This window comes from Bacillus sp. BSL6, from assembly GCF_052928345.1.
Map to the genome: position 1 here is coordinate 479000 of NZ_JAVGCW010000001.1, position 22816 is coordinate 501815.

25 protein-coding genes are annotated in these 22816 nt (G+C 36.6%); 18 read left to right on the forward strand and 7 right to left on the reverse strand.

Features of this window, described 5'->3' with window-relative positions:
- The first annotated feature begins 89 nt into the window (after positions 1-89).
- The gene (locus RCJ96_RS02640) at positions 90-740 is read left to right on the forward strand and encodes a YrrS family protein (protein WP_074607716.1); all 651 of its coding nucleotides are present in this window, start codon (positions 90-92) and stop codon (positions 738-740) included.
- Positions 741-775: 35 nt separating this feature from the next.
- Here RCJ96_RS02640 and RCJ96_RS02645 read toward each other — a convergent pair whose 3' ends face one another.
- Entirely contained in the window at positions 776-991 is a 216-nt protein-coding gene (locus RCJ96_RS02645; RefSeq protein ID WP_000010984.1) for a YrzA family protein, read from the reverse strand.
- A 136-nt stretch (positions 992-1127) separates the two neighbouring features.
- On the opposite strand from RCJ96_RS02645, the gene RCJ96_RS02650 reads away from it, so the two are divergent.
- The 13 genes from RCJ96_RS02650 (at position 1128) to RCJ96_RS02710 (ending at position 12960) form a co-directional block, all read left to right on the forward strand.
- Complete coding sequence (locus tag RCJ96_RS02650; protein ID WP_000536319.1) at positions 1128-1766, forward strand: class I SAM-dependent methyltransferase; 639 nt, start codon at positions 1128-1130, stop codon at positions 1764-1766.
- A 14-nt stretch (positions 1767-1780) separates the two neighbouring features.
- Positions 1781-2476, forward strand: a complete 696-nt coding sequence (mtnN, locus tag RCJ96_RS02655) for a 5'-methylthioadenosine/S-adenosylhomocysteine nucleosidase (protein WP_001217039.1) — start codon at positions 1781-1783, stop codon at positions 2474-2476.
- Between the two features lie 82 nt (positions 2477-2558).
- Complete coding sequence (locus RCJ96_RS02660) at positions 2559-3482, forward strand: O-acetylserine dependent cystathionine beta-synthase (RefSeq protein WP_074610332.1); 924 nt, start codon at positions 2559-2561, stop codon at positions 3480-3482.
- Positions 3483-3485: 3 nt separating this feature from the next.
- Complete coding sequence (locus RCJ96_RS02665) at positions 3486-4619, forward strand: bifunctional cystathionine gamma-lyase/homocysteine desulfhydrase (protein WP_001201908.1); 1134 nt, start codon at positions 3486-3488, stop codon at positions 4617-4619.
- A gap of 258 nt (positions 4620-4877) precedes the next feature.
- Positions 4878-7481 (forward strand): bifunctional acetaldehyde-CoA/alcohol dehydrogenase, encoded by a 2604-nt coding sequence (adhE, locus tag RCJ96_RS02670; protein ID WP_416503958.1) that lies wholly within the window; start codon positions 4878-4880, stop codon positions 7479-7481.
- A 126-nt stretch (positions 7482-7607) separates the two neighbouring features.
- Positions 7608-7835 carry a YrhC family protein gene (locus tag RCJ96_RS02675; RefSeq protein ID WP_000661445.1) on the forward strand — a complete coding sequence of 76 codons (228 nt, stop codon included), beginning with the start codon at positions 7608-7610 and terminating at the stop codon, positions 7833-7835.
- A 156-nt stretch (positions 7836-7991) separates the two neighbouring features.
- On the forward strand, positions 7992-8939 hold the full coding sequence (locus RCJ96_RS02680; protein WP_000748469.1) for a helical backbone metal receptor: 948 nt from the start codon (positions 7992-7994) through the stop codon (positions 8937-8939).
- Between the two features lie 5 nt (positions 8940-8944).
- Positions 8945-9973, forward strand: a complete 1029-nt coding sequence (locus RCJ96_RS02685) for a FecCD family ABC transporter permease (RefSeq protein ID WP_242304697.1) — start codon at positions 8945-8947, stop codon at positions 9971-9973.
- A complete protein-coding gene (locus RCJ96_RS02690) occupies positions 9960-10778 on the forward strand; it encodes an ABC transporter ATP-binding protein (RefSeq protein ID WP_446699720.1) in 819 nt (272 codons plus the stop codon). The genes RCJ96_RS02685 and RCJ96_RS02690 overlap by 14 nt, the downstream gene beginning before the upstream one ends.
- A complete protein-coding gene (locus tag RCJ96_RS02695; RefSeq protein WP_001258469.1) occupies positions 10745-11143 on the forward strand; it encodes an ankyrin repeat domain-containing protein in 399 nt (132 codons plus the stop codon). The genes RCJ96_RS02690 and RCJ96_RS02695 overlap by 34 nt, the downstream gene beginning before the upstream one ends.
- 306 nt (positions 11144-11449) lie before the next feature.
- Complete coding sequence (locus RCJ96_RS02700) at positions 11450-11956, forward strand: GNAT family N-acetyltransferase (RefSeq protein WP_000469134.1); 507 nt, start codon at positions 11450-11452, stop codon at positions 11954-11956.
- A 56-nt stretch (positions 11957-12012) separates the two neighbouring features.
- Entirely contained in the window at positions 12013-12471 is a 459-nt protein-coding gene (locus RCJ96_RS02705; RefSeq protein ID WP_000276116.1) for a GNAT family N-acetyltransferase, read from the forward strand.
- Between the two features lie 111 nt (positions 12472-12582).
- Entirely contained in the window at positions 12583-12960 is a 378-nt protein-coding gene (locus tag RCJ96_RS02710) for a MaoC/PaaZ C-terminal domain-containing protein (protein ID WP_000025006.1), read from the forward strand.
- 32 nt (positions 12961-12992) lie between these two features.
- On the opposite strand, the gene RCJ96_RS02715 is transcribed toward RCJ96_RS02710, so the two are convergent.
- Positions 12993-13538, reverse strand: coding sequence for a helix-turn-helix domain-containing protein (locus RCJ96_RS02715; protein WP_001020702.1), 546 nt, complete (start codon positions 13536-13538; stop codon positions 12993-12995).
- A gap of 156 nt (positions 13539-13694) precedes the next feature.
- Between RCJ96_RS02715 and RCJ96_RS02720 the strand changes: the two genes are divergently transcribed.
- Positions 13695-14099: a DoxX family protein gene (locus tag RCJ96_RS02720; RefSeq protein WP_001071557.1), complete on the forward strand. Its 405-nt coding sequence runs from the start codon at positions 13695-13697 to the stop codon at positions 14097-14099.
- A 21-nt stretch (positions 14100-14120) separates the two neighbouring features.
- The gene (locus RCJ96_RS02725) at positions 14121-14978 is read left to right on the forward strand and encodes a VOC family protein (RefSeq protein ID WP_074610313.1); all 858 of its coding nucleotides are present in this window, start codon (positions 14121-14123) and stop codon (positions 14976-14978) included.
- A 16-nt stretch (positions 14979-14994) separates the two neighbouring features.
- On the opposite strand, the gene RCJ96_RS02730 is transcribed toward RCJ96_RS02725, so the two are convergent.
- From RCJ96_RS02730 to RCJ96_RS02740, 3 genes are all read right to left on the reverse strand, one after another.
- A complete protein-coding gene (locus RCJ96_RS02730) occupies positions 14995-15309 on the reverse strand; it encodes a 4a-hydroxytetrahydrobiopterin dehydratase (protein ID WP_074610311.1) in 315 nt (104 codons plus the stop codon).
- The gene (locus tag RCJ96_RS02735; protein ID WP_074610309.1) at positions 15290-17044 is read right to left on the reverse strand and encodes an aromatic amino acid hydroxylase; all 1755 of its coding nucleotides are present in this window, start codon (positions 17042-17044) and stop codon (positions 15290-15292) included. The genes RCJ96_RS02730 and RCJ96_RS02735 overlap by 20 nt, the downstream gene beginning before the upstream one ends.
- A 190-nt stretch (positions 17045-17234) precedes the next feature.
- Positions 17235-19988, reverse strand: coding sequence for a S8 family serine peptidase (locus RCJ96_RS02740; RefSeq protein WP_316149208.1), 2754 nt, complete (start codon positions 19986-19988; stop codon positions 17235-17237).
- A 228-nt stretch (positions 19989-20216) separates the two neighbouring features.
- Here RCJ96_RS02740 and RCJ96_RS02745 point away from each other — a divergent pair, with 228 nt between their 5' ends.
- Positions 20217-21449 carry an eIF2A-related protein gene (locus RCJ96_RS02745; RefSeq protein ID WP_242304701.1) on the forward strand — a complete coding sequence of 411 codons (1233 nt, stop codon included), beginning with the start codon at positions 20217-20219 and terminating at the stop codon, positions 21447-21449.
- A gap of 47 nt (positions 21450-21496) precedes the next feature.
- Here the strand turns inward: RCJ96_RS02745 and RCJ96_RS02750 are convergent, their stop codons facing one another.
- Both RCJ96_RS02750 and RCJ96_RS02755 read right to left on the reverse strand, forming a co-directional pair.
- Entirely contained in the window at positions 21497-21619 is a 123-nt protein-coding gene (locus RCJ96_RS02750; RefSeq protein WP_316149211.1) for a DUF4023 domain-containing protein, read from the reverse strand.
- A gap of 70 nt (positions 21620-21689) precedes the next feature.
- Positions 21690-22028 (reverse strand): hypothetical protein, encoded by a 339-nt coding sequence (locus RCJ96_RS02755; RefSeq protein WP_000871756.1) that lies wholly within the window; start codon positions 22026-22028, stop codon positions 21690-21692.
- A 164-nt stretch (positions 22029-22192) separates the two neighbouring features.
- On the opposite strand from RCJ96_RS02755, the gene RCJ96_RS02760 reads away from it, so the two are divergent.
- A complete protein-coding gene (locus tag RCJ96_RS02760; protein WP_139302932.1) occupies positions 22193-22801 on the forward strand; it encodes a histidine phosphatase family protein in 609 nt (202 codons plus the stop codon).
- The last annotated feature ends 15 nt before the right edge of the window (positions 22802-22816 follow it).

Below are 22816 nucleotides of genomic sequence, written 5' to 3' on the forward strand. Positions count from 1 at the left end.
ATTTCGTGAAAATATTATTGTAAATGTTCAACCTTTCTAGATTTAATGTTACAATAGCAAGTATGAAAAACTGCATGGAGGTTTGAAGAATGGCAGGAGGATCTAGATTCCAACAGAAACAACAAAAACGTCGTCAAAACGGTGTTTTAAATATTGCAATCGCTATTGTACTAGTAGCAGTAGCTATTGTAGCATATCAATTGTTTGTTCCTGATACGAAAGAGCAAGCGTCTTCTAGCGATAAAAAGGTGTCTCAGCAAACAACGAAAGAGAATAAGTCTGAGAAAGCTAAAGGCAAAGAAGAGACGAAGAAGAATGAACAAGAGAAAACAGAGGCTAAGAAGAAAGAAGAAGAAGAGAAGCTAAAGGCTGAAGAAGAACAGAAAAAAGCTGAAGAAGAAGCGAAAGCTAACGAGAAAGTACCAGCTGAAAAAACACAGCCAAAGGCAACTGACGCTTATACGAAGTCTTCTTGGAAGCCAGTAGGAACAGAGCAAGGTGCAACACCTGCGATGACGTTTAAAAAAGGTACAGCAGATTGGAATGAGATGAATCAAGCGATTTCGGCTGCAATTGATGTTCCAGTAGAGCAATTAATTATTCATCGAATCGGAAATAACGGTAAGAATAAAGCTTACGGTAACGTACAAGATAAACAAACAGGTAAAAGATATTATGTAAATATTGATTGGGTAGACAATGAAGGCTGGAAACCAGTACTTGTTCAAACTCTAAACTAAAAAAGAGAAGCTCCTTAGGAGCTTCTCTTTTTTAGTTAGCGTAATTTCTTTAATTTAAAATGAACAACCGCGCTATAATATGGTCTTTTACTTTCAGGATCCATAACCATTTGATGCGAGATGTGATGAACTTCAAGCATAAGTGCTTTATTATTATCGATTTGTTCACTGATTTTACGTTCTAAAGAAGCTAAGTCTCCCGCTTCAAAAAATTCTACTTTATCTTCTAACATTTCAAAGGTAAATGACATGAAGACGGCCCCTCTCCTATGTAATCAACTATAGTGTAACAAAGAAAAGAAGGAAATACCATGTACATTTCAATTGACATTTTTAGAAAGAGGGAATATCATACTGATAAAACCGATAAGAAAAAGGGGAATTTTTATGGGTACAGAATTTAATGGTTTATTTGATGAGTGGGCTCATACGTACGACTCATTTGTACAAGGCGAAGATATACAATATAAAGAAGTTTTCGCCCATTATGAGGACATTCTAGAGGATGTAGTTAACAAGTCATTTGGTAACGTATTAGAATTTGGTGTCGGCACAGGTAATTTAACAAATAAATTATTACTTGCTGGCCGCACAGTTTACGGTATAGAACCGTCACGTGAAATGCGCATGATTGCAAAAGAGAAATTGCCAAAAGAGTTTTCCATTACAGAAGGTGATTTTCTTTCGTTTGAAGTCCCGAATTCCATTGATACCATAGTAAGCACCTATGCATTTCATCATTTAACAGATGATGAAAAAAATGTAGCGATTGCGAAGTATAGTCAATTGCTAAACAAAGGTGGTAAAATAGTGTTTGCTGATACGATATTTGCAGATCAAGATGCATATGATAAAACTGTTGAAGCAGCAAAACAAAGAGGTTTTCATCAGTTAGCAAACGATTTGCAAACGGAATACTATACACGTATTCCAGTTATGCAGACTATTTTTGAAAACAATGGCTTCCATGTAACGTTTACGAGATTAAATCATTTCGTGTGGGTAATGGAGGCAACTAAGCAATAGAAAGAGGGATTAGATTGAGAATTGCTGTAATTGGAGCAATGGAAGAAGAAGTACGTATTTTACGTGACAAATTAGAACAAGCAGAAACAGAAACGGTTGCGGGTTGTGAATTTACGAAAGGACAATTAGCAGGACATGAAGTAATCTTGTTAAAGTCTGGTATTGGTAAAGTAAATGCAGCGATGTCAACGACAATTTTATTAGAAAGATATAAGCCTGAAAAAGTCATTAATACTGGTTCAGCTGGTGGATTCCATCATTCTCTAAATGTTGGGGATGTCGTTATTTCAACAGAAGTTCGTCACCATGATGTAGATGTAACAGCATTTAACTATGAGTATGGGCAAGTACCAGGAATGCCGCCTGGATTTAAAGCTGATGAAGCATTAGTTGCATTAGCTGAAAAATGTATGCAGGCAGAAGAAAATATTCAAGTTGTAAAAGGTATGATTGCAACAGGTGATTCATTTATGAGTGATCCGAACCGAGTTGCAGCCATTCGTGATAAATTCGAAAATCTTTATGCAGTAGAAATGGAAGCAGCAGCTGTTGCACAAGTATGCCACCAATACGAAGTTCCGTTTGTTATCATTCGCGCACTTTCTGATATTGCTGGTAAAGAATCAAATGTTTCATTTGATCAATTTTTAGATCAAGCAGCTCTTCATTCTACAAACTTTATTGTAAAAGTATTAGAAGAGTTAAAGTAATGTAACAAAAAGGCAACTGTCTCATATAAAGAAAATACATACAGTTGCCTTTTCTTTATTGGCAAATAAGGGGGAGAACACGATGAATGTATATCGTGGAGTTCATGAGTTAATTGGTCATACACCAATTGTGGAAATTACTCGTTTTTCACTTCCAGAAGGGGTCCGTTTATTTGCAAAGCTTGAATTTTATAACCCAGGCGGAAGCGTTAAGGACCGATTAGGAAGAGAATTAATCGAAGATGCGCTAGAAAAAGGGCTTGTTACAGAGGGCGGAACAATTATTGAACCGACAGCTGGAAATACTGGTATTGGACTGGCACTCGCAGCGTTACAACATGATTTACACGTTATCGTTTGTGTACCAGAGAAATTTAGCATTGAAAAACAAGAATTAATGAAAGCACTAGGCGCAACGGTCGTGCATACGCCGACTGAGCAAGGAATGACCGGTGCAATTGCAAAAGCAAAAGAGTTAGTAAATGAGATACCGAATTCATACTCTCCAAGTCAGTTCGCAAATGAGGCAAATCCTCGTGCATATTTTAAAACATTAGGGCCTGAACTGTGGGACGCATTGAATGGAGAGATTAACATATTTGTTGCTGGAGCAGGAACTGGCGGTACGTTTATGGGGACTGCATCTTACTTGAAAGAAAAAAATGTAGATATAAAAACGGTTATTGTGGAACCAGAAGGATCTATTTTAAATGGTGGTAAGGCTGGTTCACATGAGACAGAAGGAATTGGACTGGAATTTATCCCGCCATTTTTGAAGACATCTTATTTTGATGAAATTCATACGATTTCTGATCGCAATGCATTTTTACGAGTGAAAGAATTAGCGCAAAAAGAAGGACTTCTTGTTGGGAGCTCTTCAGGAGCAGCATTTCATGCAAGTTTACTTGAAGCAGAGAAAGCGGCGCCAGGTACAAATATCGTAACGATTTTTCCTGATAGTAGTGAGCGCTATTTAAGTAAAGACATATACAAAGGATGGGAATAAAAAATGAGAGCAAAGACAAAGTTAATTCATGGTATTCGCATAGGAGAACCTTCAACTGGATCTGTAAATGTACCGATTTATCAAACGAGTACGTACAAACAAGAAGCAGTTGGTAAGCATCAAGGATATGAATATTCACGTACAGGAAACCCAACACGTGCAGCTTTAGAAGAAATGATTGCTGTATTAGAAAATGGCCATGCTGGTTTCGCATTTGGTTCAGGAATGGCGGCTATTACAGCTACAATTATGTTGTTCTCAAAAGGTGACCACGTTATTTTAACAGATGATGTGTATGGCGGAACGTACCGCGTGATTACGAAAGTGTTAAACCGCTTCGGTATTGAGCATACATTTGTAGATACAACAAACTTAGAGGAAGTTGAAGAAGCCATTCGTCCAAATACGAAAGCGATTTATGTAGAAACACCAACGAATCCATTACTAAAAATTACTGATATTAAAAAAATATCTACTCTTGCTAAAGAGAAAGATTTATTAACAATTATTGATAACACATTCATGACGCCATATTGGCAGTCGCCGATCTCTTTAGGAGCAGACATTGTACTTCATAGTGCAACGAAATATTTAGGAGGTCATAGTGACGTAGTTGCAGGTTTAGTAGTTGTAAATAGCCCGCAATTAGCAGAAGACCTTCACTTTGTACAAAACTCAACAGGAGGCATTCTTGGCCCACAAGATAGCTTCTTACTACTTCGTGGTTTAAAAACATTAGGAATTCGAATGGAAGAGCATGAAACGAATTCACGCGCAATTGCTGAGTTTTTAAATAATCATCCAAAAGTGAATAAAGTATATTATCCAGGTCTTGAGTCACATCAAAACCATGAATTAGCAACAGAACAAGCAAATGGATTTGGTGCTATTATCTCATTTGATGTAGATAGCGAAGAAACATTAAATAAAGTACTTGAGAAATTACAATACTTTACACTGGCTGAAAGTTTAGGAGCAGTAGAAAGTTTAATTTCTATCCCCTCTCAAATGACGCATGCATCAATCCCAGCAGATCGTCGCAAAGAACTAGGAATTACAGATACATTAATTCGAATTTCTGTCGGTATTGAAGACGGAGAAGATTTAATTGAAGATTTAGCACAAGCGTTAGCGTAGTAAAAATGCACTGCTAGTATAGGCAGTGCATTTTTACTACATTATTTTGTGAAATATTTCACAAAATAGACATACACAAATAAAATGATTTCATGTATATTGAATTCATGAAGTGTTACTCACGAACAAACTTGTGAAATATTTCACAAACAATGAGGTTCATGTAGGAAAGCAATTCTATTTTTTTGTGCTAATCGGGACTGATTATGACCTGTAGGGTCTTATTTAGTCCAAGATAGCAGAATAGGAGGAATTTACATGGTAGTCAAAGAGAAAGTTGTAAATGAAATGCAGGAAGTAAAAGAGATGATTGATACGTTAGTGAATAACGGTCGGAAGGCTTTACAAGCATTAGAAAGTTTTACACAAGAGCAAATTGACAACATTGTTCATGAAATGGCATTAGCAGGTGTTGATCAACATATGCCTCTTGCGAAGTTGGCTGTTGAAGAAACAGGTCGTGGTGTATACGAAGATAAATGCATTAAAAATATTTTTGCTACTGAATATATTTGGCATAGCATAAAGAAAGATAAAACAGTAGGGATTATTCACGAAGACCCTCATGAAGAAATAATAGAAATTGCGGAGCCCGTCGGTGTAGTAGCTGGGGTAACTCCAGTAACGAATCCAACATCGACAACAATGTTTAAAGCATTAATAGCGATAAAAACGAGAAATCCAATTATTTTCGCATTTCATCCTTCCGCACAAAAATGTTCTATTGCAGCCGCGAAAACAGTATACGATGCAGCGGTGAAGGCGGGTGCACCAGAACATTGTATTCAGTGGATTGAAAAACCTTCTGTCGAAGCAACGAAACAATTAATGAACCATGAAGGTATTGCTCTTGTTTTGGCAACTGGAGGGGCTGGTATGGTGAAATCAGCTTATTCTACTGGAAAACCAGCGCTAGGTGTAGGTCCTGGTAATGTACCATGTTATATAGAGAAATCAGCGCATATAAAACGAGCGGTTAATGATTTGATTTTATCAAAAACGTTTGATAACGGGATGATTTGTGCATCAGAACAAGCAATCATTGTAGACAAGGAAATTTATGATGATGTGAAAACAGAAATGATTACAAATGATTGTTACTTTGTAACAGAGGAAGAGAGAAGAAAATTAGAAAAGCTTGTTATTAATGAAAATACATGTGCAGTAAATAGTGATATTGTAGGGAAATCTGCACAGTATATTGCCGAATTAGTTGGAATTACTGTACCTAAAAATACAAAAATGCTTGTAGCTGAAATACAAGGCATCGGAGCCGCATATCCACTATCTCGTGAGAAGTTAAGTCCAGTATTAGCTTGTGTAAAAGCAAATTCATTAGAAGAAGGATTTACATATTGTGAAGAAATGTTAAACCTCGGTGGCTTAGGACATTCAGCAGTTATCCATTCTGTAAATAAAGAAGTGCAAAAGCAATTTGGATTACGTATGAAAGCTTGCCGCCTTATTGTAAATGCTCCTTCATCACAAGGTGGGATCGGTGACATATATAATGGATTTATTCCATCACTTACGCTTGGCTGCGGTTCCTACGGGAAAAACTCGGTTTCTCAAAACGTAACAGCGACGCATTTATTAAATATAAAAAGGTTGGCAAATAGAAAAAAGAATATGCAGTGGTTCAAATTACCACCAAAAATTTATTTTGAAAAACATGCGACAGCATATTTAGCAAATATGCCTAACATTTCACGTGCGTTTATTGTAACGGATCCAGGAATGGTTGAGCATGGATATGTAGATACGGTTACGCATTATTTACGTAAACATGCAAATGATGTGAAAGTTGAAGTTTTCTTTGAGGTTGAGCCAGATCCGTCAGATGAAACTGTGTTTAAAGGTGCGGAAATGATGAGAAGTTTTCAGCCTGATGTCATTATCGCACTTGGTGGTGGTTCAGCGATGGATGCAGCGAAAGGGATGTGGCTTTTCTATGAGCACCCAGAAACAACATTCTATGGAATTAAACAGAAGTTTTTAGATATAAGAAAACGTACATGTAAATATCCGGAATTAGGAAGTAAGGCGCAGTTTGTTGCTATTCCAACAACATCTGGAACAGGATCAGAAGTGACACCATTTGCGGTTATTACAGATAAGAAAAATAATATAAAGTATCCACTTGCCGATTATGAATTAACGCCAGATGTAGCAATTGTTGATCCACAATTTGTAATGACAGTACCGCCACATGTAACAGCAGACACTGGGATGGACGTATTAACGCATGCAATCGAGGCGTATGTGTCTGTTTTAGCAAATGACTATACAGATGGATTAGCATTAAAGGCTATTGATCTCGTATTTAAATATTTACCAAGAGCATTTAAAGATGGACATGATGAAGAAGCACGAGAAAAAATGCATAATGCTTCTGCAATTGCAGGGATGGCATTTGCAAATGCTTTCCTAGGTATTAATCACAGTTTAGCACATAAAATTGGACCAGAATTTCATATTCCGCATGGGCGTGCGAATGCAATTCTTATGCCGCACGTAGTTCGCTATAATGCTATTAAGCCAAGAAAACACGCATTGTTCCCAAAATATGAGCATTTTGTAGCTGATGAACGCTATGCACATATTGCGAGAATGCTCGGGCTTCCAGCAAGTTCGGCGGCAGAAGGTGTGGAATCACTTGTCCAAGCAATTATTGAACTTGGAAAAAGCTTAAATATTAATATGAGTATTGCAGGACAAGGAGTAGATAAAGACCAATTTGAAGAGGTTGTTGGATTATTAGCAGAAAGAGCTTTTGAAGATCAATGTACGACAGCTAATCCAAAACTTCCTCTCATTTCAGAACTGAAAGAAATTTATATGAAAGCATATAAAGGTGAGTAATGGTTGTGAAAGAGCCGCCATAAAGCGGCTCTTTGTCTTTTGGAAAACATCTCCCAGAATGGCTGTATTTACTTGTCTTTAAGTGTAATAGAATATGATACAGTGAAATGGAGGAGTGAGAATATAATGAAAGAATTACAAGAGAAAATAGAAGATTATACTCGGTTCGGACAAATTCTTCTCGCTGTAAGTACATTGTTAATGGTTGGCTTATTGATTCCAAGTGGAGCAAAAGAAACATCACAACCTTTTGTTATGATGGGGAGCATTGTTATATTTTTAAGTTTATCCTTCTTTTTCTTTCAGCGTGTGAAAGTGATGCGAGACGAGTTAGAGGGAAACGAATGTGAATAATATTGATAAATAGAGCGTTACAAAAAGAAGGAATCTTTTTTGTAACGCTTTTTGTTTTTCTAGAAAATGTATGCGTTTTATATTGACAGTGATAATCCTTATCAATTAAAGTAGAATAGTAGTTAATGATTATCATTATCAATTAGAGGTGAAAGAATGAAAAAATCTATTACGCTATTCACAGCGATTTTATCTATTTTTTTCTTATTAATAGGTTGCAGTGCAAAAGGAGACGAAAAAGCATCGGCAACAAAAACAGAAAAAGGAAAAGAGAAAATAGAAGTTACCGACCTGTCAGGAAGAAAGGTGACATTCGATAAAGTGCCAGAGAGTTTTGCGACATTAAGTATGGGAGACATGAATATTATTCATGCTTTAGGCGGAAAAATAGTAGGTCGTCCGGATGCAAAAATAACTCTTCCAGAGGATATAAAGAAAATACAAGTAATCGGGAATGCACATCAGCCAAATTTTGAGCAAATTGCTAGCTTAAAGCCTGATGTACTTATTGCTAACAATGGATTTCAAAAGAACATTCCAACGGTGGAAGGACAAGGAACGAAAGTAATGATTTCTTCTGCGAATTCTGTACAAGATATTCAAAAGAATATTGAGCTATATGGAACGATAATGAAGAAAGAAGATAAAGCAAACGAACTTAATCAAAAAATTAATGTTCAAATGAAGAAATATGAGAAAAAGAGCGATGTGAAAGCACTGCTAGTGTATGGAGCACCAGGTACATATTTAGCCGCATTACCAACCTCTTTATCAGGTGATATTTTAGAAAAGACAGGCGGAAAAAATATCGCTGCTGATTTTCCAGAAATGAAGGAATATCCGCAATATGCGCAGTTAAGCGTAGAACGCATTATTGAGGCAAATCCAGATGTGATTTATTTAATTACACATGGAGATCCAAATAGTGTTAAAAAAGCATTTGAAGGTGAAATGATGAAAAATGAAGCATGGAAAAATTTAGATGCAGTAAAACAAAATCGTGTAGTTATTTTGCCACCTGACTTATTTGGATCAAATCCTGGAACAAAAGTTACAGAAGCGATGGACTTTATGTATAAAAGTATACAAGATGTAAGGAAATGATAAGTATGGAAAGTAGTGAAGTAGTAAGGGAAGAGGAACATCCTTTTGCGAAAAAAAGATGGATCATAGCAGTTAGTTTAGTTATATTAACGATTTTAGGTCTTTTTTACGGCCTTTTCGCAGGAAGCTTATCCTTTTCTTTACGAGATATTCTAACAGGGATACAAGATGAAGGGTCGACAGTTCATCGAATTGTATGGGACCTTCGTATACCAAGAGTGCTCGTTGGATTTATAGTAGGAACATGTTTAGCTGCATCTGGCGCAATGCTGCAAGGGGTGATGAGAAACCCTCTTGCAGACCCCGGTATTATTGGGGTTTCATCTGGAGCAGGCCTTGTAGCAATCGTAATTATGATTTTATTCCCTCAGCATATGGCTTTTTTACCGCTCGGGGCGTTTTTAGGAGCTTTCATAACGGCGATGATCATTTATGCTTTATCGTGGCAAAAAGGGGCGCCACCTTCAAGAATTGTCTTAGTAGGCGTGTCAATCAATGCATTAATTGGTGCAGCAACATCAGCGTTAATGTTATTGCATAGTGACAAAGTACAGTCCGTGTTACCGTGGTTAGCAGGTGGCATTGGTGGTGTGAGCTGGGCACATTTAAACATGATTATTTATTATGCAATATTCGCTATTATATTAGCTTTCTTTGGTATCAAACATATTCGAGTATTAATGCTTGGAGATGAAATGGCGAAATTATTGGGGCATAACGTGGAGAGAAGCCGGTTTTATTTAATAGTAGTAAGTACATTATTAGCTGGAATTGCGGTGAGTGTTTCTGGTCTTATTGGATTTGTCGGTCTCGTCGTACCACATATGTTACGTTTATTAGTTGGGAATGATTATAAATATTTACTGCCATTATCATGCCTTGGCGGAGGAATATTACTTGTTTTCGCAGATGCGATAGCTCGAAGTTGGTTCGATCCAATTGAATTACCTGTCGGTATTTTATTATCCTTCTTAGGCGGTCCGTTCTTCTTATATTTAATTCATAGGGGAGGCAAGCAACGTGATTTCCGTTAACAAAGTGTTTTACGCACATTCTGAAAGATTTCAAATGCAAAATATGAATGTACATATTAAAGCTGGAGAGGTCGTTAGTTTAATTGGACCGAATGGGTCAGGGAAATCTACTTTGCTTCGTTTAATGGCAAGACTACTTAAACAGAGCGAAGGAGATATCGTTTTAGATGGAAAAAGTATTCATACGATGAAAAGTGCCGATGTAGCGAAGCAATTAGCGATGTTACCACAAATGCATGATCATCAATTAGATTTAACAGTGAAAGAATTAATCGAATTTGGAAGAGGCCCTCATAAATCATGGAGAGGTCGCTTAAATAAAGAAGGTGAAGAAATTGTTGATTGGGCATTGTCTGTTACAAATCTTGAAGGGTATGAATATCGTCTTTTACAATCTTTATCAGGAGGGGAAAGACAACGCGCTTGGATTGCAATGACGCTAGCACAACGTACGAACGTCTTATTATTGGATGAGCCAACAACTTTTTTAGATATCGTTCATCAGTTGGAAGTAATGGAACTTGTGAAACGACTAAACGAGGAATTTGGTATGACAATTATAATGGTTTTACATGATATTAACCAAGCGGCTCAATATAGTGATCGTTTACTCGTATTAAAGCGAGGGAAGCTTCAGTATGATGGTGTACCAGAAGAAGTGTTATGTCATGAAATGTTTCAACATATATTTGGCATAGAGGTAGATATTTTTCAAGGAAGCGAAAAGCCATTTTTTACACCGAAACGAATTTCTAAAAAAGGAGGAGCAAAATGCGAACAGAAGAACGTGTTACCACTGAGTTAGTAAGGGAATTTGTTATGGCAGCTCACGGAGATTTAGAAAAAGTACAAGAACTGTTGGCTGAATCGCCAAGTTTACTTCATGCCTCTTACAATTGGGGTGGGTCAGATTGGGAAAGTGCGTTAGGAGCAGCGGCACATGTAGGGCGTAAAGATATTGCTCTTTACTTATTAGAAAAGGGTGCTCGAATGGATATTTTCGCGGCCGCTATGCTGGGAGAAATAGAAGTTGTACAAGCTATTTTAGTAGCACAACCAGAAGCATTACGTGCATCTGGTCCACATGGTATTTCTCTTCTTCAACATGCACGAATGGGTGGAGAAAAAGCACAGCGTGTATTTGACTACTTAACGGTGCTTTCTTACTGACCGCCAAAGTTCTTATGTGCGGTAAACTTTTCACTTTTATATAATTGGAAAGTTTACCGCCCGTTAGAACGGGATAAGTATCTAGTATATTTGAAAATCCTACACCCCCCTCAATTGTAGTTTTCTTTATGCTAGTTATGATATGGATGCAGTAGACAATATTTGTCTACTGCCTTTTTTAAATTCTTTTGAGATTGAATATTCTGTATTTAAACGTTAGTTCATTTATAATAGATAGTAACATTTAGTATGGATACAAGACGTGAGCGTGTAATTAAGTAAAAATTCGTGGGAAGGAGTACAGAAATGTTTCATACAGATCGTTTACAAATTCGCAAATATACAATGGATGATTTACAGTTCTACGCTTCACTATGGGGAAATGAGAAGGTAATGCGTTATATTGGAAATGGGACGTTAAAAACATATATGCAGTGTAAAAAAAGTTTGGAGGAGTGGGTGATTCCTAGCTATAAAAATGGTCTCGGTTTATTTGTATTAATTGAAAAGAAAACGGGAATACGAATTGGTCATGCAGGATTAGTGAAGCAACAAATAGATGGAAAAGAGGAAATTGAAATTGGTTATTGGTTATTACCTCAGTATTGGGGAAAAGGGTACGCGAAAGAAGCAGCGGCAGCATTTCGAGATTATGGCTTCCAAGCGTTACGAATGAATAAATTAATCTCTCTTATTAATCCGGACCACCCCGCCTCAATCTTTGTTGCTAGAAAAACAGGGCTTAGTTATGAGAAAACAACTTCATTTCATGGGATCGATGTTCTCGTTTATTCTATTAGGCGTGTTGGATGAAAAAAGGTAAATTGCATCTTTTGAAGAATGGTATATAAAAATAAAGGGGGGATTACATGTACATTTATCATAATGGACTTATTATTCGTGAGGGAACGAATGGTGTACCTGCATATGCAATTAAGACCTTATTTGAAGATGCCGGTTGGAGCAATGATAATATCCCTTCTTGGCAAATTGAAAAATTTACGATAGCATTTGAAAATTCAACATGGGCATTCACAATTTGGGATGAAGAAGAGATGATTGCAATGGTTAGAGTCATTTCTGATGGAATCATGGTCGCGAACATAGTAAATTTAGTTGTGAAATGTGAATATAGAGGGAAGGGATTAGGTAAGAAACTTGTCGCTCTTTGTTTGCAAAAATTGCCACATGGTGACTGGTTTGCGCATACTTCTGCGAGTAATTTTGATTTTTATAGAAGTTGTGGTTTTGAGGTGAGAGAGTTATCGAGAAATGGAACATGTGCGTACTATGGATATCAAATAGCCAAAAAAGAGGGGCACCGATAAGGAGAAAAAGTAGAACAGAAAAAGGCATACTATTTTAATAATATAAACTGAACTAAGATTCATTTTATGGTAAAATGAAAGAAAATTCTGTTTATTATTAGGGGGATAAAAATGAGTATAAAAGTTGGGGATGTATTTAAATACGAAAGAAGATTTACTGAGGAAGAGGTTTTTGAATTTGCAAATATTACAGGGGATAAAGGTAGGCATCATATGGAATATGATGAAAATGGACGTTTAATGGTTCATGGTTTATTGACTGCTAGTATTGGAACGAAAGTAGGAGAAGAATTACATTACATAGCAAGAGAATTAGTAAGTGAGTTTATTAGACCAGTTTTTGCAGGAGATACGATCACTTGTGAATTAACTTTAACGAATGTTGAACAGATGGAAGGATACAAAAAGGTTTCAATCGAGTCAGTTTATCGCAATCAAAACGAAAAAACTGTACTAGTTGGGACAAGCTATGGAGTTATAAGAGGATAAAAAGAAGCCTGATTTACAGGCTTCTTTTTTGTTTAATAAACACGTTTTCGATTTTCAGCATGACTAGAGATGAGTAATAATGCAGTTTCTTCTCCTATATTACGAACGATATGAGGAACACATGCATTCCAGGAGAAAGAATCCCCTTCTTCTACAATTGCAACATCTTCTCCGTGTTGAACTTCTAGTTTTCCGCGTAATACAAGGTGACATTCTTCTCCTTCATGGGCATTTGGTGTGTTTTCTTTCGGAAACCCAGCAGGAATTTCTACGAGATTGAGGCGAAGGCCACCTTGCTCTGCAACATGTTCAATTCTTTGTTCATCTTTTCCGTATACACTATATTTACGCTCTACCTTTTTGACAACTTTTAATCGATCTTTTTGTTCTAACAATAAATAGGGAAGAGGAACGTTTAAAAAATTGGAGATTGTTTCTAAAGTTGAGATAGATGGTGATGTTTTATTATTTTCAACCTGACTCATAAACCCTTTAGAAAGACCTGTTCCCTCACAAATTTGTGCAATTGTTATGCCTCTACGTTGACGAATTTCACGTATTGCAGAACCAATATTCATAAAATCAAGCTCCTTTTTATAAACAACTATTTGTATCATAGCAAAAAAAATATATATTTTCCCAGTGAAAATGAATTGACGAATAAAAAAAATTAGTGTATGTTTTGTAATGTGAATAAAAGTTTTGTATAAGAAAACTATAAAGGAGAGAAGGAAATGAATCAACATATTGGTAACTTAATTATTCGTATCGTGTTAGGGGTAACGTTCTTTATGCACGGTTTAACAAAATTCCAATCGGGAATTGACAATATTGCAGGGTGGTTCACAAGCATTGGTTTACCAGGAGGACTTGCATACGGTGTAGCAACAGTTGAATTAGTTGGCGGTCTATTATTAATCCTAGGTTTAGGTGTAAGATATATTGGATTATTATTTGCACTAGTTATGGTTGGAGCAATTGTAAAAGTAAAATGGTCAGCTGGTTTATTAGGAGATGGAAAAAATCCTGGTTTCGAATTAGAGCTTGCATTACTAGCAATGGGTGCGTACTTATTTGTTGCGAAAGCGGATGGTTTTGTAGATAATTTCTTAAAAGAGAAAATGTCAAAGAAGAACTAATTTAAATGGGAGGCTAACAAGATGAGTTTTCAACTTCATCCCGATACAACGCTTGATGTTGTTCATTTATATGTATCAAATATAAAGAAATCACTAGAGTTTTATACAGAAGTATTAAGTATGAAAGTACTAAAAGAAGATGAAATGGTCGTTACATTTGGGAATGAAAATAACGAACCACTCCTTATCATTGAAGAAAAGAAAGAAGCCTTACCAAAGCAAAGAGGGAGAACGGGTTTATATCATTACGCAATTTTATTACCGAGCAGACAGGATTTAGCGAATATCCTTCGTCATCTTGTAGAAATGGTTTATCCACTGCACGGCGGAGCTGACCATTACTTTAGTGAGGCCCTTTATTTAGCTGATCCAGATGGAAACGGGATTGAAATTTATCATGATCGTCAAAAAGAAGTTTGGCGTGATGAGAATGGAGAGCTACCATTTGTTAGTAACCCGTTAGCTGGTGAAGAATTATTGCAGCAAGGAAGTAAATGGAACGGATTTCCAGCTGGTACTGTGATGGGACATATTCATTTCCATGTAGCTGATTTAGAAGAAGCGAAACGTTTCTATGTGGATGGTCTTGGTTTTGAAGTAACGATCCCAGCCCGTAATGGGGCGCTCTTTGTATCGGCAGGTGGCTACCATCACCATATCGGTTTAAATACGTGGCAAGGTGAAGGAATATTACCGCAAATGCCAAATTCCGTTGGCTTGAAATATTTCACAATTGTATTAGCAAATGAAAAACAAAAAGAGCAAGTATGTGAAAGCTTAAAAAATATTGGCAAGATTGCTACGTACAAAGATGGAATATTACAAGTAGAGGATCCATTTGGACATTGTATCCATTTCAAAATAAAAGGAGAAGCCTAATAAAGGCTTCTCCTTTTTACTTTCTTATAATGGCTTTTTCATTTTGGACAAATAGTTCATCAAATTGCTTCGCAAGCTCAAAATCGAGTTTCGTTAAACCTTTTGCATTCCAAGATGACAAAGTAATAATGACTACTTTATACTGGATAAGGATAAATGGGTGGTGATTATGTTCTTCTGATAGTTTGGCGGCTTCAGAGACAAATTCGACTCCTTTTAAGTAGTCGGAAAACATATATTTTCTTTCAATCCATTTTTCATCTTTTACTACCCATTTATCTAACTTCAATAATTCCTCTTGAACTTCTTCTTCAGTTAATCGTAGCATCATTTTTCACATCCTTTACTGGAAGTAGCGTAAGACCATTGTTAATAAGACGTGTTACAGCTTCATCCGTTGTGAAAGTAGAAAGTTGTTGTAATAATGCTGCTGATGTTTCATGCCCTTTGTTATGCTCTAAAAGCAATTCTAATATTTCAAGGCGAAGTAACCATTCTTTCGGATACAATTTATTTAATATTTCTTGAATTGCTACTAATTGCTCGATATGCGCGTCGTGTAAAATACCTTCATTTCGAATGTCACGAACGGTTTGATACATACGTTCAAGTTCATTCAGTACAAGTGGAGCAGGTATTTTTTGAACTTCTTCATCCGTTGGGAAAAATGCTGCAGCATCTGCGGCACCTGGGAATACCGAAGTAATTGTTGAACCAACAGCCATATCAAATGCGCCCCATGAAGCATCAAATAAAACGCGGTCGTTATAAGTAACTGTGCAATTGATAAAGGAAATAAGCGCAATTTTTTTATCGTTTTTTACAATATCTGTTACTGTTCCTTTTACATGAATACCACTTGCAAAAGTAAACTCAGCAATATTTCCAATTGAAATTCCTAATGCTTGTAGTTGTTCATCTGTACAATTTTCTAATGCAATATTTTCAGTGAGTAATCCAATCGGTGTTCCAAAGCCGTCACTGTGTACAGCCGTAGAATGATTCGCTAGCTGTTTATTGTGAATGGCTAATGCTGTTGGCGAGCTCGTTCGCATGTAAATCAATTCACCTGCATCGTTTTCAATTGTCTCGGTAAATGTACCTGTAATTTGTAAGCCGCTATTTAATTCAGCAGTTGCATGATTTTCAGAGCGAATTGCTTTTTCTAATCCTTCTTTACCACCTGTTTTAAAGGCCATCGTTTCAGAGAATTTCTCAAGTGCTTCTGTTAATTCTTCAAATGATTCACAAACAAATAGTTGTGGTTGCATTTTTGTTACGTCATAAGTTGTACTTGTACATGCCTCTATAGAGAATGGAACCTTTTCTACAGCGTCTGTTAAGCAATATTTGCTTTCGCCAACAGAAGAAAGGAGACCAGCACCATATATTTTTGGAGCATCTATATTTCCAATTAATCCATATTCTACTGTCCACCAGAAAAGACGTGAAATTTGTTCCGCTTCTGATAAGCCAGAAACTAACTTTTGTTTTTCAAGTACATTATTCTCAGCAGCTGTAACTTCATCAGGAGTAGAAGTAGGGCTTTCTTTTACAATTGTTAATGTACGAACAGCTTCGAATGCATCATGTTCTTCTTTTGTTGAGAAAGCTTTTGCACCAATTTGTCCAAATCGTTTCACATATTTTGCATATGTAGGATCAAGTAAAATAGGTGCGTGTCCTGCAGCTTCGTGTACAATATCTGGAGCTGGTGTATACTCGATATTCTCTACCTTGCGAATATCTGTTGCGATTGGTAGCAATCCGTGCCCTTGAAAATCGAAAAATGCGACGCCAGGAATAAGTCCGTCAATCGTTACAGCGCCCCAGCCGCTTGGCGCCAAACATTCATTCATTTCTTCTACCTTTGGTATTGCATCTATATTAATACCAGATGATTGTAGTCCGTTCACATAGGCTGGATGAGCAACGTCTTTTAAGAAGCTATGATTTTGTCTCATAATGTAACGCCATACAGCGTGGTTCACCGGTGTGTATTGATCATAATGCTGTGTGGATACGAATGGTTTTAAATGCGATGGAATTTCTGTTTTCTTTGTCATTTAGACATCCTCCTTTTTTCTGTAAAATTAAATATCAGTTTCGTATAGCTTGTACCACCACCCTTCAAAATTGTAAGCGCTTATAAAATTTTATCATAAGATTCGGAATTATTTAACATTAGTTTCCGTGAGAAATAGAAAAAGCCCTTATCGGAACATCTGATAAGGGCAAAAGCATCGTGGTGCCACTTTATTTTACTTCTAAATCAACATTTAAATTAGAGGTATTTCCAGCTGCATCTGTTGCTACAATGTGAATTGTATTTTTACCTTCTTGTAATTGAGTACGATCTAAATAAATGCCGTAATTTTTCTCCCAAGGATTTAGGAATGCACTTTCCCATACACCATTTCCGTTGATTTCATACTGTAGTCTCACTGGAATTCCAGGTGCTACCCAACCAGATTCTGTCATCCAATCTAGTAAGATATCATCCACTTTTCCTGTGATTACAAGGTTTTCTTGGTCAATTTCGTATGTTAACTTAGGTGCAGTTCGATCCAGAAATACAGCAGCTGTTTGTTTTGTTTCCCCACCAGAATTAGAGGCAACTGCTTCGATTTGGTATAGACCGTCAGCTAACGGAGTACCATCTGCTTTTGTACCATTCCATTTGAAAGGTTTGTATCCAGCTGTTTCATTTTTAGCTTGATGGATAATCCCTTGGTACGTTACACGTTCTTTTGTAACTAAATTTGCATGCAATGTTACATCATCTACAGGTGCAACTAAATAGTAGTTGATGAGATTATCGTCTAATATTTGGTCACCATTTGGACTAAATGTAGAATTAATAATTTCGAGTCCATCTATACGTTTGTAATCTTTAGGATCGATACTAAATGTAAATGGAATGCGAGTTTCTTCCTTCTTACCTTGTTCTTTTATATACACATTTCCAGTATAGACACCTTGGGGTAGCGAACTATCGACAGTGATAGTAAATGGTTTTTCGGTACTACTATTCGGCTGTATGCTAATCGATGAAGGTACAGAAGTTTTTACTTTTGCTTTTGTGTTTGTATCTAGCAATTCCACACGAGTTGAAAAACTTTTCTTTTTACTAGATAGATTTTGTAACGTAATATTTTGCGTCAGTTTTACTTTACCACTGTTTGGCTTAATAAGACCGAAGCTCACATTGTTAGGTTTGACTAATACATCTGTTTGAGCTGCTTTCGGGATGTTAATTAAACCAGATCCTTGTGTCATAATAGGATATGTATTTTCATTCACATCTTTTAAAGTTTTTGCGGTATTGGCAAGGGATGCTTTTAATTGCTCTGTCGTCCAATCAGGATGCATTTGACGCAAGAGGGCAACCGCTCCAGCTACTTGTGGAGCAGCCATACTTGTACCATTATGAGATTCATAGCCGCCTCTCGGTACTGTACTCATAATTTGTACGCCAGGTGCAATTATATCTGGTTTTATAAGCCAACTTCCTTGTGACGGACCTCTGGAACTGAAGTTAGCAATCAATTCGGTTGGATTTGGTTGGCCAATTTTTATATTTTTCTTACGCTTTGTAATTAAGTTTTTCAACTCTTCACCGTGTACATTTGATAATTGCATAACTGGAAGGGCTAGATTTTCACGCATAAAATATTCTGGCATAATATTGATTTCTTTTTCTGTAGAAATGAATAGTACACCAACTGCACCAGCTTGTTTCGCTTGTTCTGCTTTTACTAACGTACTAGAAGTACCTTGTAAAACAAGTGCAAATTTCCCTTTCACATCTTGTTTTGCATAATCACTTGGATTACCATAGCCAACGTATACAAGAGGGGAATCATTTCCTATTGGGAAATCGGACTTTGATAACGGTAACCCTTGATATGTTTTGCTGGAACCAGCTACTTGGAACGTTGGAAACGGGATAGAAACAGTAGATGCTCCAACTGATATAACGCTGCTTGCATTTCCAGGTGCATCAACAGACCAAGGATGTGGGCCATCATTTCCATTTGAAACAACTGCAGTAACCCCAAGTTTTGCTGCACGTTCTAATGTTAATGTTACAGGCTGATCAGGTGTATTTAAGCTTTGTCCAAGAGATAAATTTAAAACGTCAGCACCGTCTTGGATTGCTCGTTCAATACCTTGAATAATATCTTCTGTTGTACCAGTTCCACCATCATTCATTACACGATAGGCTAGAATAGAAGCATTTGGAGCAACGCCTTTAATTTTTCCGTTACCAGCAATAATTCCAGCTACATGGGTACCATGTACGTTACCATCCATTGGATCGTTATCTTCATCAACTGTGTCATATCCACCGATATAATTTGCTTTTAAGTCAGGATGTGTATAGTCTACACCAGAGTCGATAATCGCTACTTTCATACCTTTTCCATCAAGCGGTTTGCCAGATGGGTCTTTTAAATTCCATGCTTCAGTTGCACCAATTGTCGGTCCGCCGATATTTGGTGCTTCTTCATTAGTAGTGCTTTTTGATGCTTCATGTAATTTATATGTTAAGTTCGGGTAGACTGCTTTTACTTCGGGTAAAGAAGCAAGAGCGGTAATTTGATCTCCAGGAACTGAAATAGAGAATCCAGAAAATAACGTATTATACACTTCTTTAATTTTTGCACCAGGTGCTTTTTCTTTTATTTTCTTAGTCGTATCTTCTTGTGCTTTTTTAAGCACGGTATGATAAGACTGTGCATTATTATTTTGTAAATCTGGAGCATGCTGAATGTTACTTTGTGAAGCGAGTGGAGCATGTTGCAATTCTACAATGACAGAAATTTCTTTTGATGTTTTTGTTTCAACATTTTGCGCAATTTTGTTTTCTCCCCATTGTTCAATGTTCGCTTTTAACTGTGGACTAAATTGTTTCTCCTTTTGCAGCGATTCAGCATGTGCGCTTAAAGCTCCAAAACTGGAAAAGACGAGCGCCATACTTAATAGTGTAGATGTAGTTTTTTTCATTGAAACTCCCCTTAATAAAAAGTGCTAATATTCCGAAAAGTAATCTTACAAATTTATCTCGAATTACATAATCGGATGTTAGCTAAACTATATTTTCGACATAATTCATACCAACCCTCTGTGAATTTAAAATTTCTTGGGAAATTTTTTCTGATTATGTCGAATAGGTATTTTTTACATATTGTAGGTGGACATTGAGGAATGCTATGAGGGAAATGGAGGGGTGTTATGAAACGGTTCATAGTAAGCGTTGGTACAATGTTAGTCGTATTTTTATGTTCACCCATTAATAGTAGCGCAGAAAATAATGAAGCGAAAATTGCTTTTATTCGTCATCATGACCTCTGGATTAAAGTTGATGGAAAAGAAAAACAACTTACAAAAGGAGAGTATATAACAGGGCCAAAGTGGTCTCATGATGGAGAGTGGCTGGCATATGTAAAAGGAAAGAAACAAGGTAGTCTTGAGTTATATCGGCTGAAAGATGGAAAGAAAGTTACGCCGTTTCACTCAGAAGCATCGAATTATCAATGGTCACCAACAGAAAATATAATTGCATTTATATTTACAGGTACATTACATACATTTGATGTAGAAAAAAAGAATACAGATTTTGAAAATGTATCGGCAGGTGTAGGAGATTATGCATGGTATCCTGATGGAAAGAAGTTTTTTGTATCCTCTGAAGCACACTTACTTCCAACAGGATGGACAGGGGCTCAGCTATATGAAGTGCAAAAAGATGCACATATGAATCCTCACAAAATGAAGCATTTGTATGCATTACCAAATGAACATGATGATTTCCTAGCGTTAGTTGCAAGTGGGTTTCAGTGGTCACCAGATCAAAAGTGGATTTCATTTTTAGCAGTACCGACAGCTTCATGGTCAGCTGATAGCAATACGCTTTGCTTAGTTCGTGCAGATGGTAGTCGTTTTGAAAAGGTAGATCAAATGTTATTAAACACACAATGGTTCAAATGGGCGCCAGCCAACAATATATTGGCCTATATTGAAGGAAGCGGGAGAGTTGCGTTAGAGAATAAACATTTAAAAGTAAAAGAATTGCCAGCACTTCAGCAGAACATATTTACGCCGCAAGGATATGTTGATTGGGATTTTGCATGGAAGAACGATAACGTAATTATCGTCTCTCGAGCAAAAGAGGGAGGATTTGAAACATTGCCAGAAAAAAGGCCACTACCATCTTTATATGAGGTTGATAGTACAAGCAATGTACAGCATCGAATCACAAAGCCACCTCATAAGCAGGGTGATTATCATCCAATCTTTATGAAGAAGAGCAATCAATTAATATGGATACGTTCAGACCGTAAGAAAGCAGATGTATGGCTTGCTCATAGAGATGGAAAGCATGAAATGAAGTGGATTGAAAATATAGATGTACCAGAGTGGTATTACGAGAAATGGAATTGGGAACATGTTATCTCGGTGAAATAAGAATAAAAAACCTGCCTAAAAGATAATTTTAGGCAGGTTTTTTATTCTTATTTATGTGTTTTATTTGGCTTCTTTTTCGCTGGGTTTCCGTTTCCCTGACGTTTTCTATTTTGTTCATCTTTTGCTTGTTTTTTATGCAGTGTATCTAAAAAGTCATTCGAGTTACTCATTTTTCTATCGCTCCTTTCATCTTGTCCTAATTACTATAACCATTTAGGAGGATAATCATGAGATAAAAAATTAAGCGCTTAGTTTTCTTCGATAGTATACGTAAAATATGCCATACGTAATAAATAGCATAAATAAAATTTGTAACTCTACATTTTCTTTTAAAATAGTTGCGACAGAAGTTGGTAAGTATGGTGATGTATTACTCGTTTCTATACCTAACCATTTGTTTAAGAGATTAATGGTACAAAACATAAAAACACCGGACCAGCTTGCAATAATTGCCTTCTGTTTAATTTTTGTTTCACGTTCATCATCTGTAATCCAAGGGTTAGCAGTTTTATCACTACTAAAAAATCCGTTTATATATCCCCATATAATCATGCCAATTAAGATGGTTAGCCATTTCATATGCATGTTTCTCCTCTCTCTTGTAAAAAGTGTTTTACACATATAATTGTAATGTTTTCCAATTTGTTGTGTCAAATATTTTTTACATATCGATGTTTCATATAGCAGGAATAAAGAATGGAATAGGGAAGAAATATGTAAGAGGATTTCATATTGAGAGGAGGATGGGTATGAAACTCGTCTTTGTTCGGCATGGTGAAGGAGAACATACAAAAGATTTGCCGGCAAGTTTACAAGTGCTTCATCCACCATTAACGGATGAGGGAAGGAATCAGGCTAGATTCATTCAATACAATGTACCATTACAGGAAACGGATATATTAATCGCTAGCCCTACACTTAGAACTTTACAAACGGCGGCGATATGGAGTGAGAAAGTAGCTTGTCAAAAAATCGTCCATCCATATGCATCCCCACGTATTTTTCCTTATCGAGAAGGAGCAAAAACATTACCATGTGACCACATAGTAGATCAGGGGGTAATAACAAATTTATTTCCACATTTTTTGATAGAGAAAAGTACAAATAAACAGCTATGGACGGAAGGTATAAATACTATTCCAGAGGATCGTTTTCAGCAAATCGTAGATGAATTTCTTCTTTGGTGTTGTCAGCTAGGCGCTGAAAGAATTTGCATTGTATCTCACGACGGGACAATTACTGCGTATCGGCAATATTTACAAAAAGTCGTTTTAACTAGAGCTGATTTTTTGAAAGAAACGGGTATATATGAAATGGATGTATCCTTTAAAAGTCTAATTGGTGAAATCTAATTATAGGATGGAGGG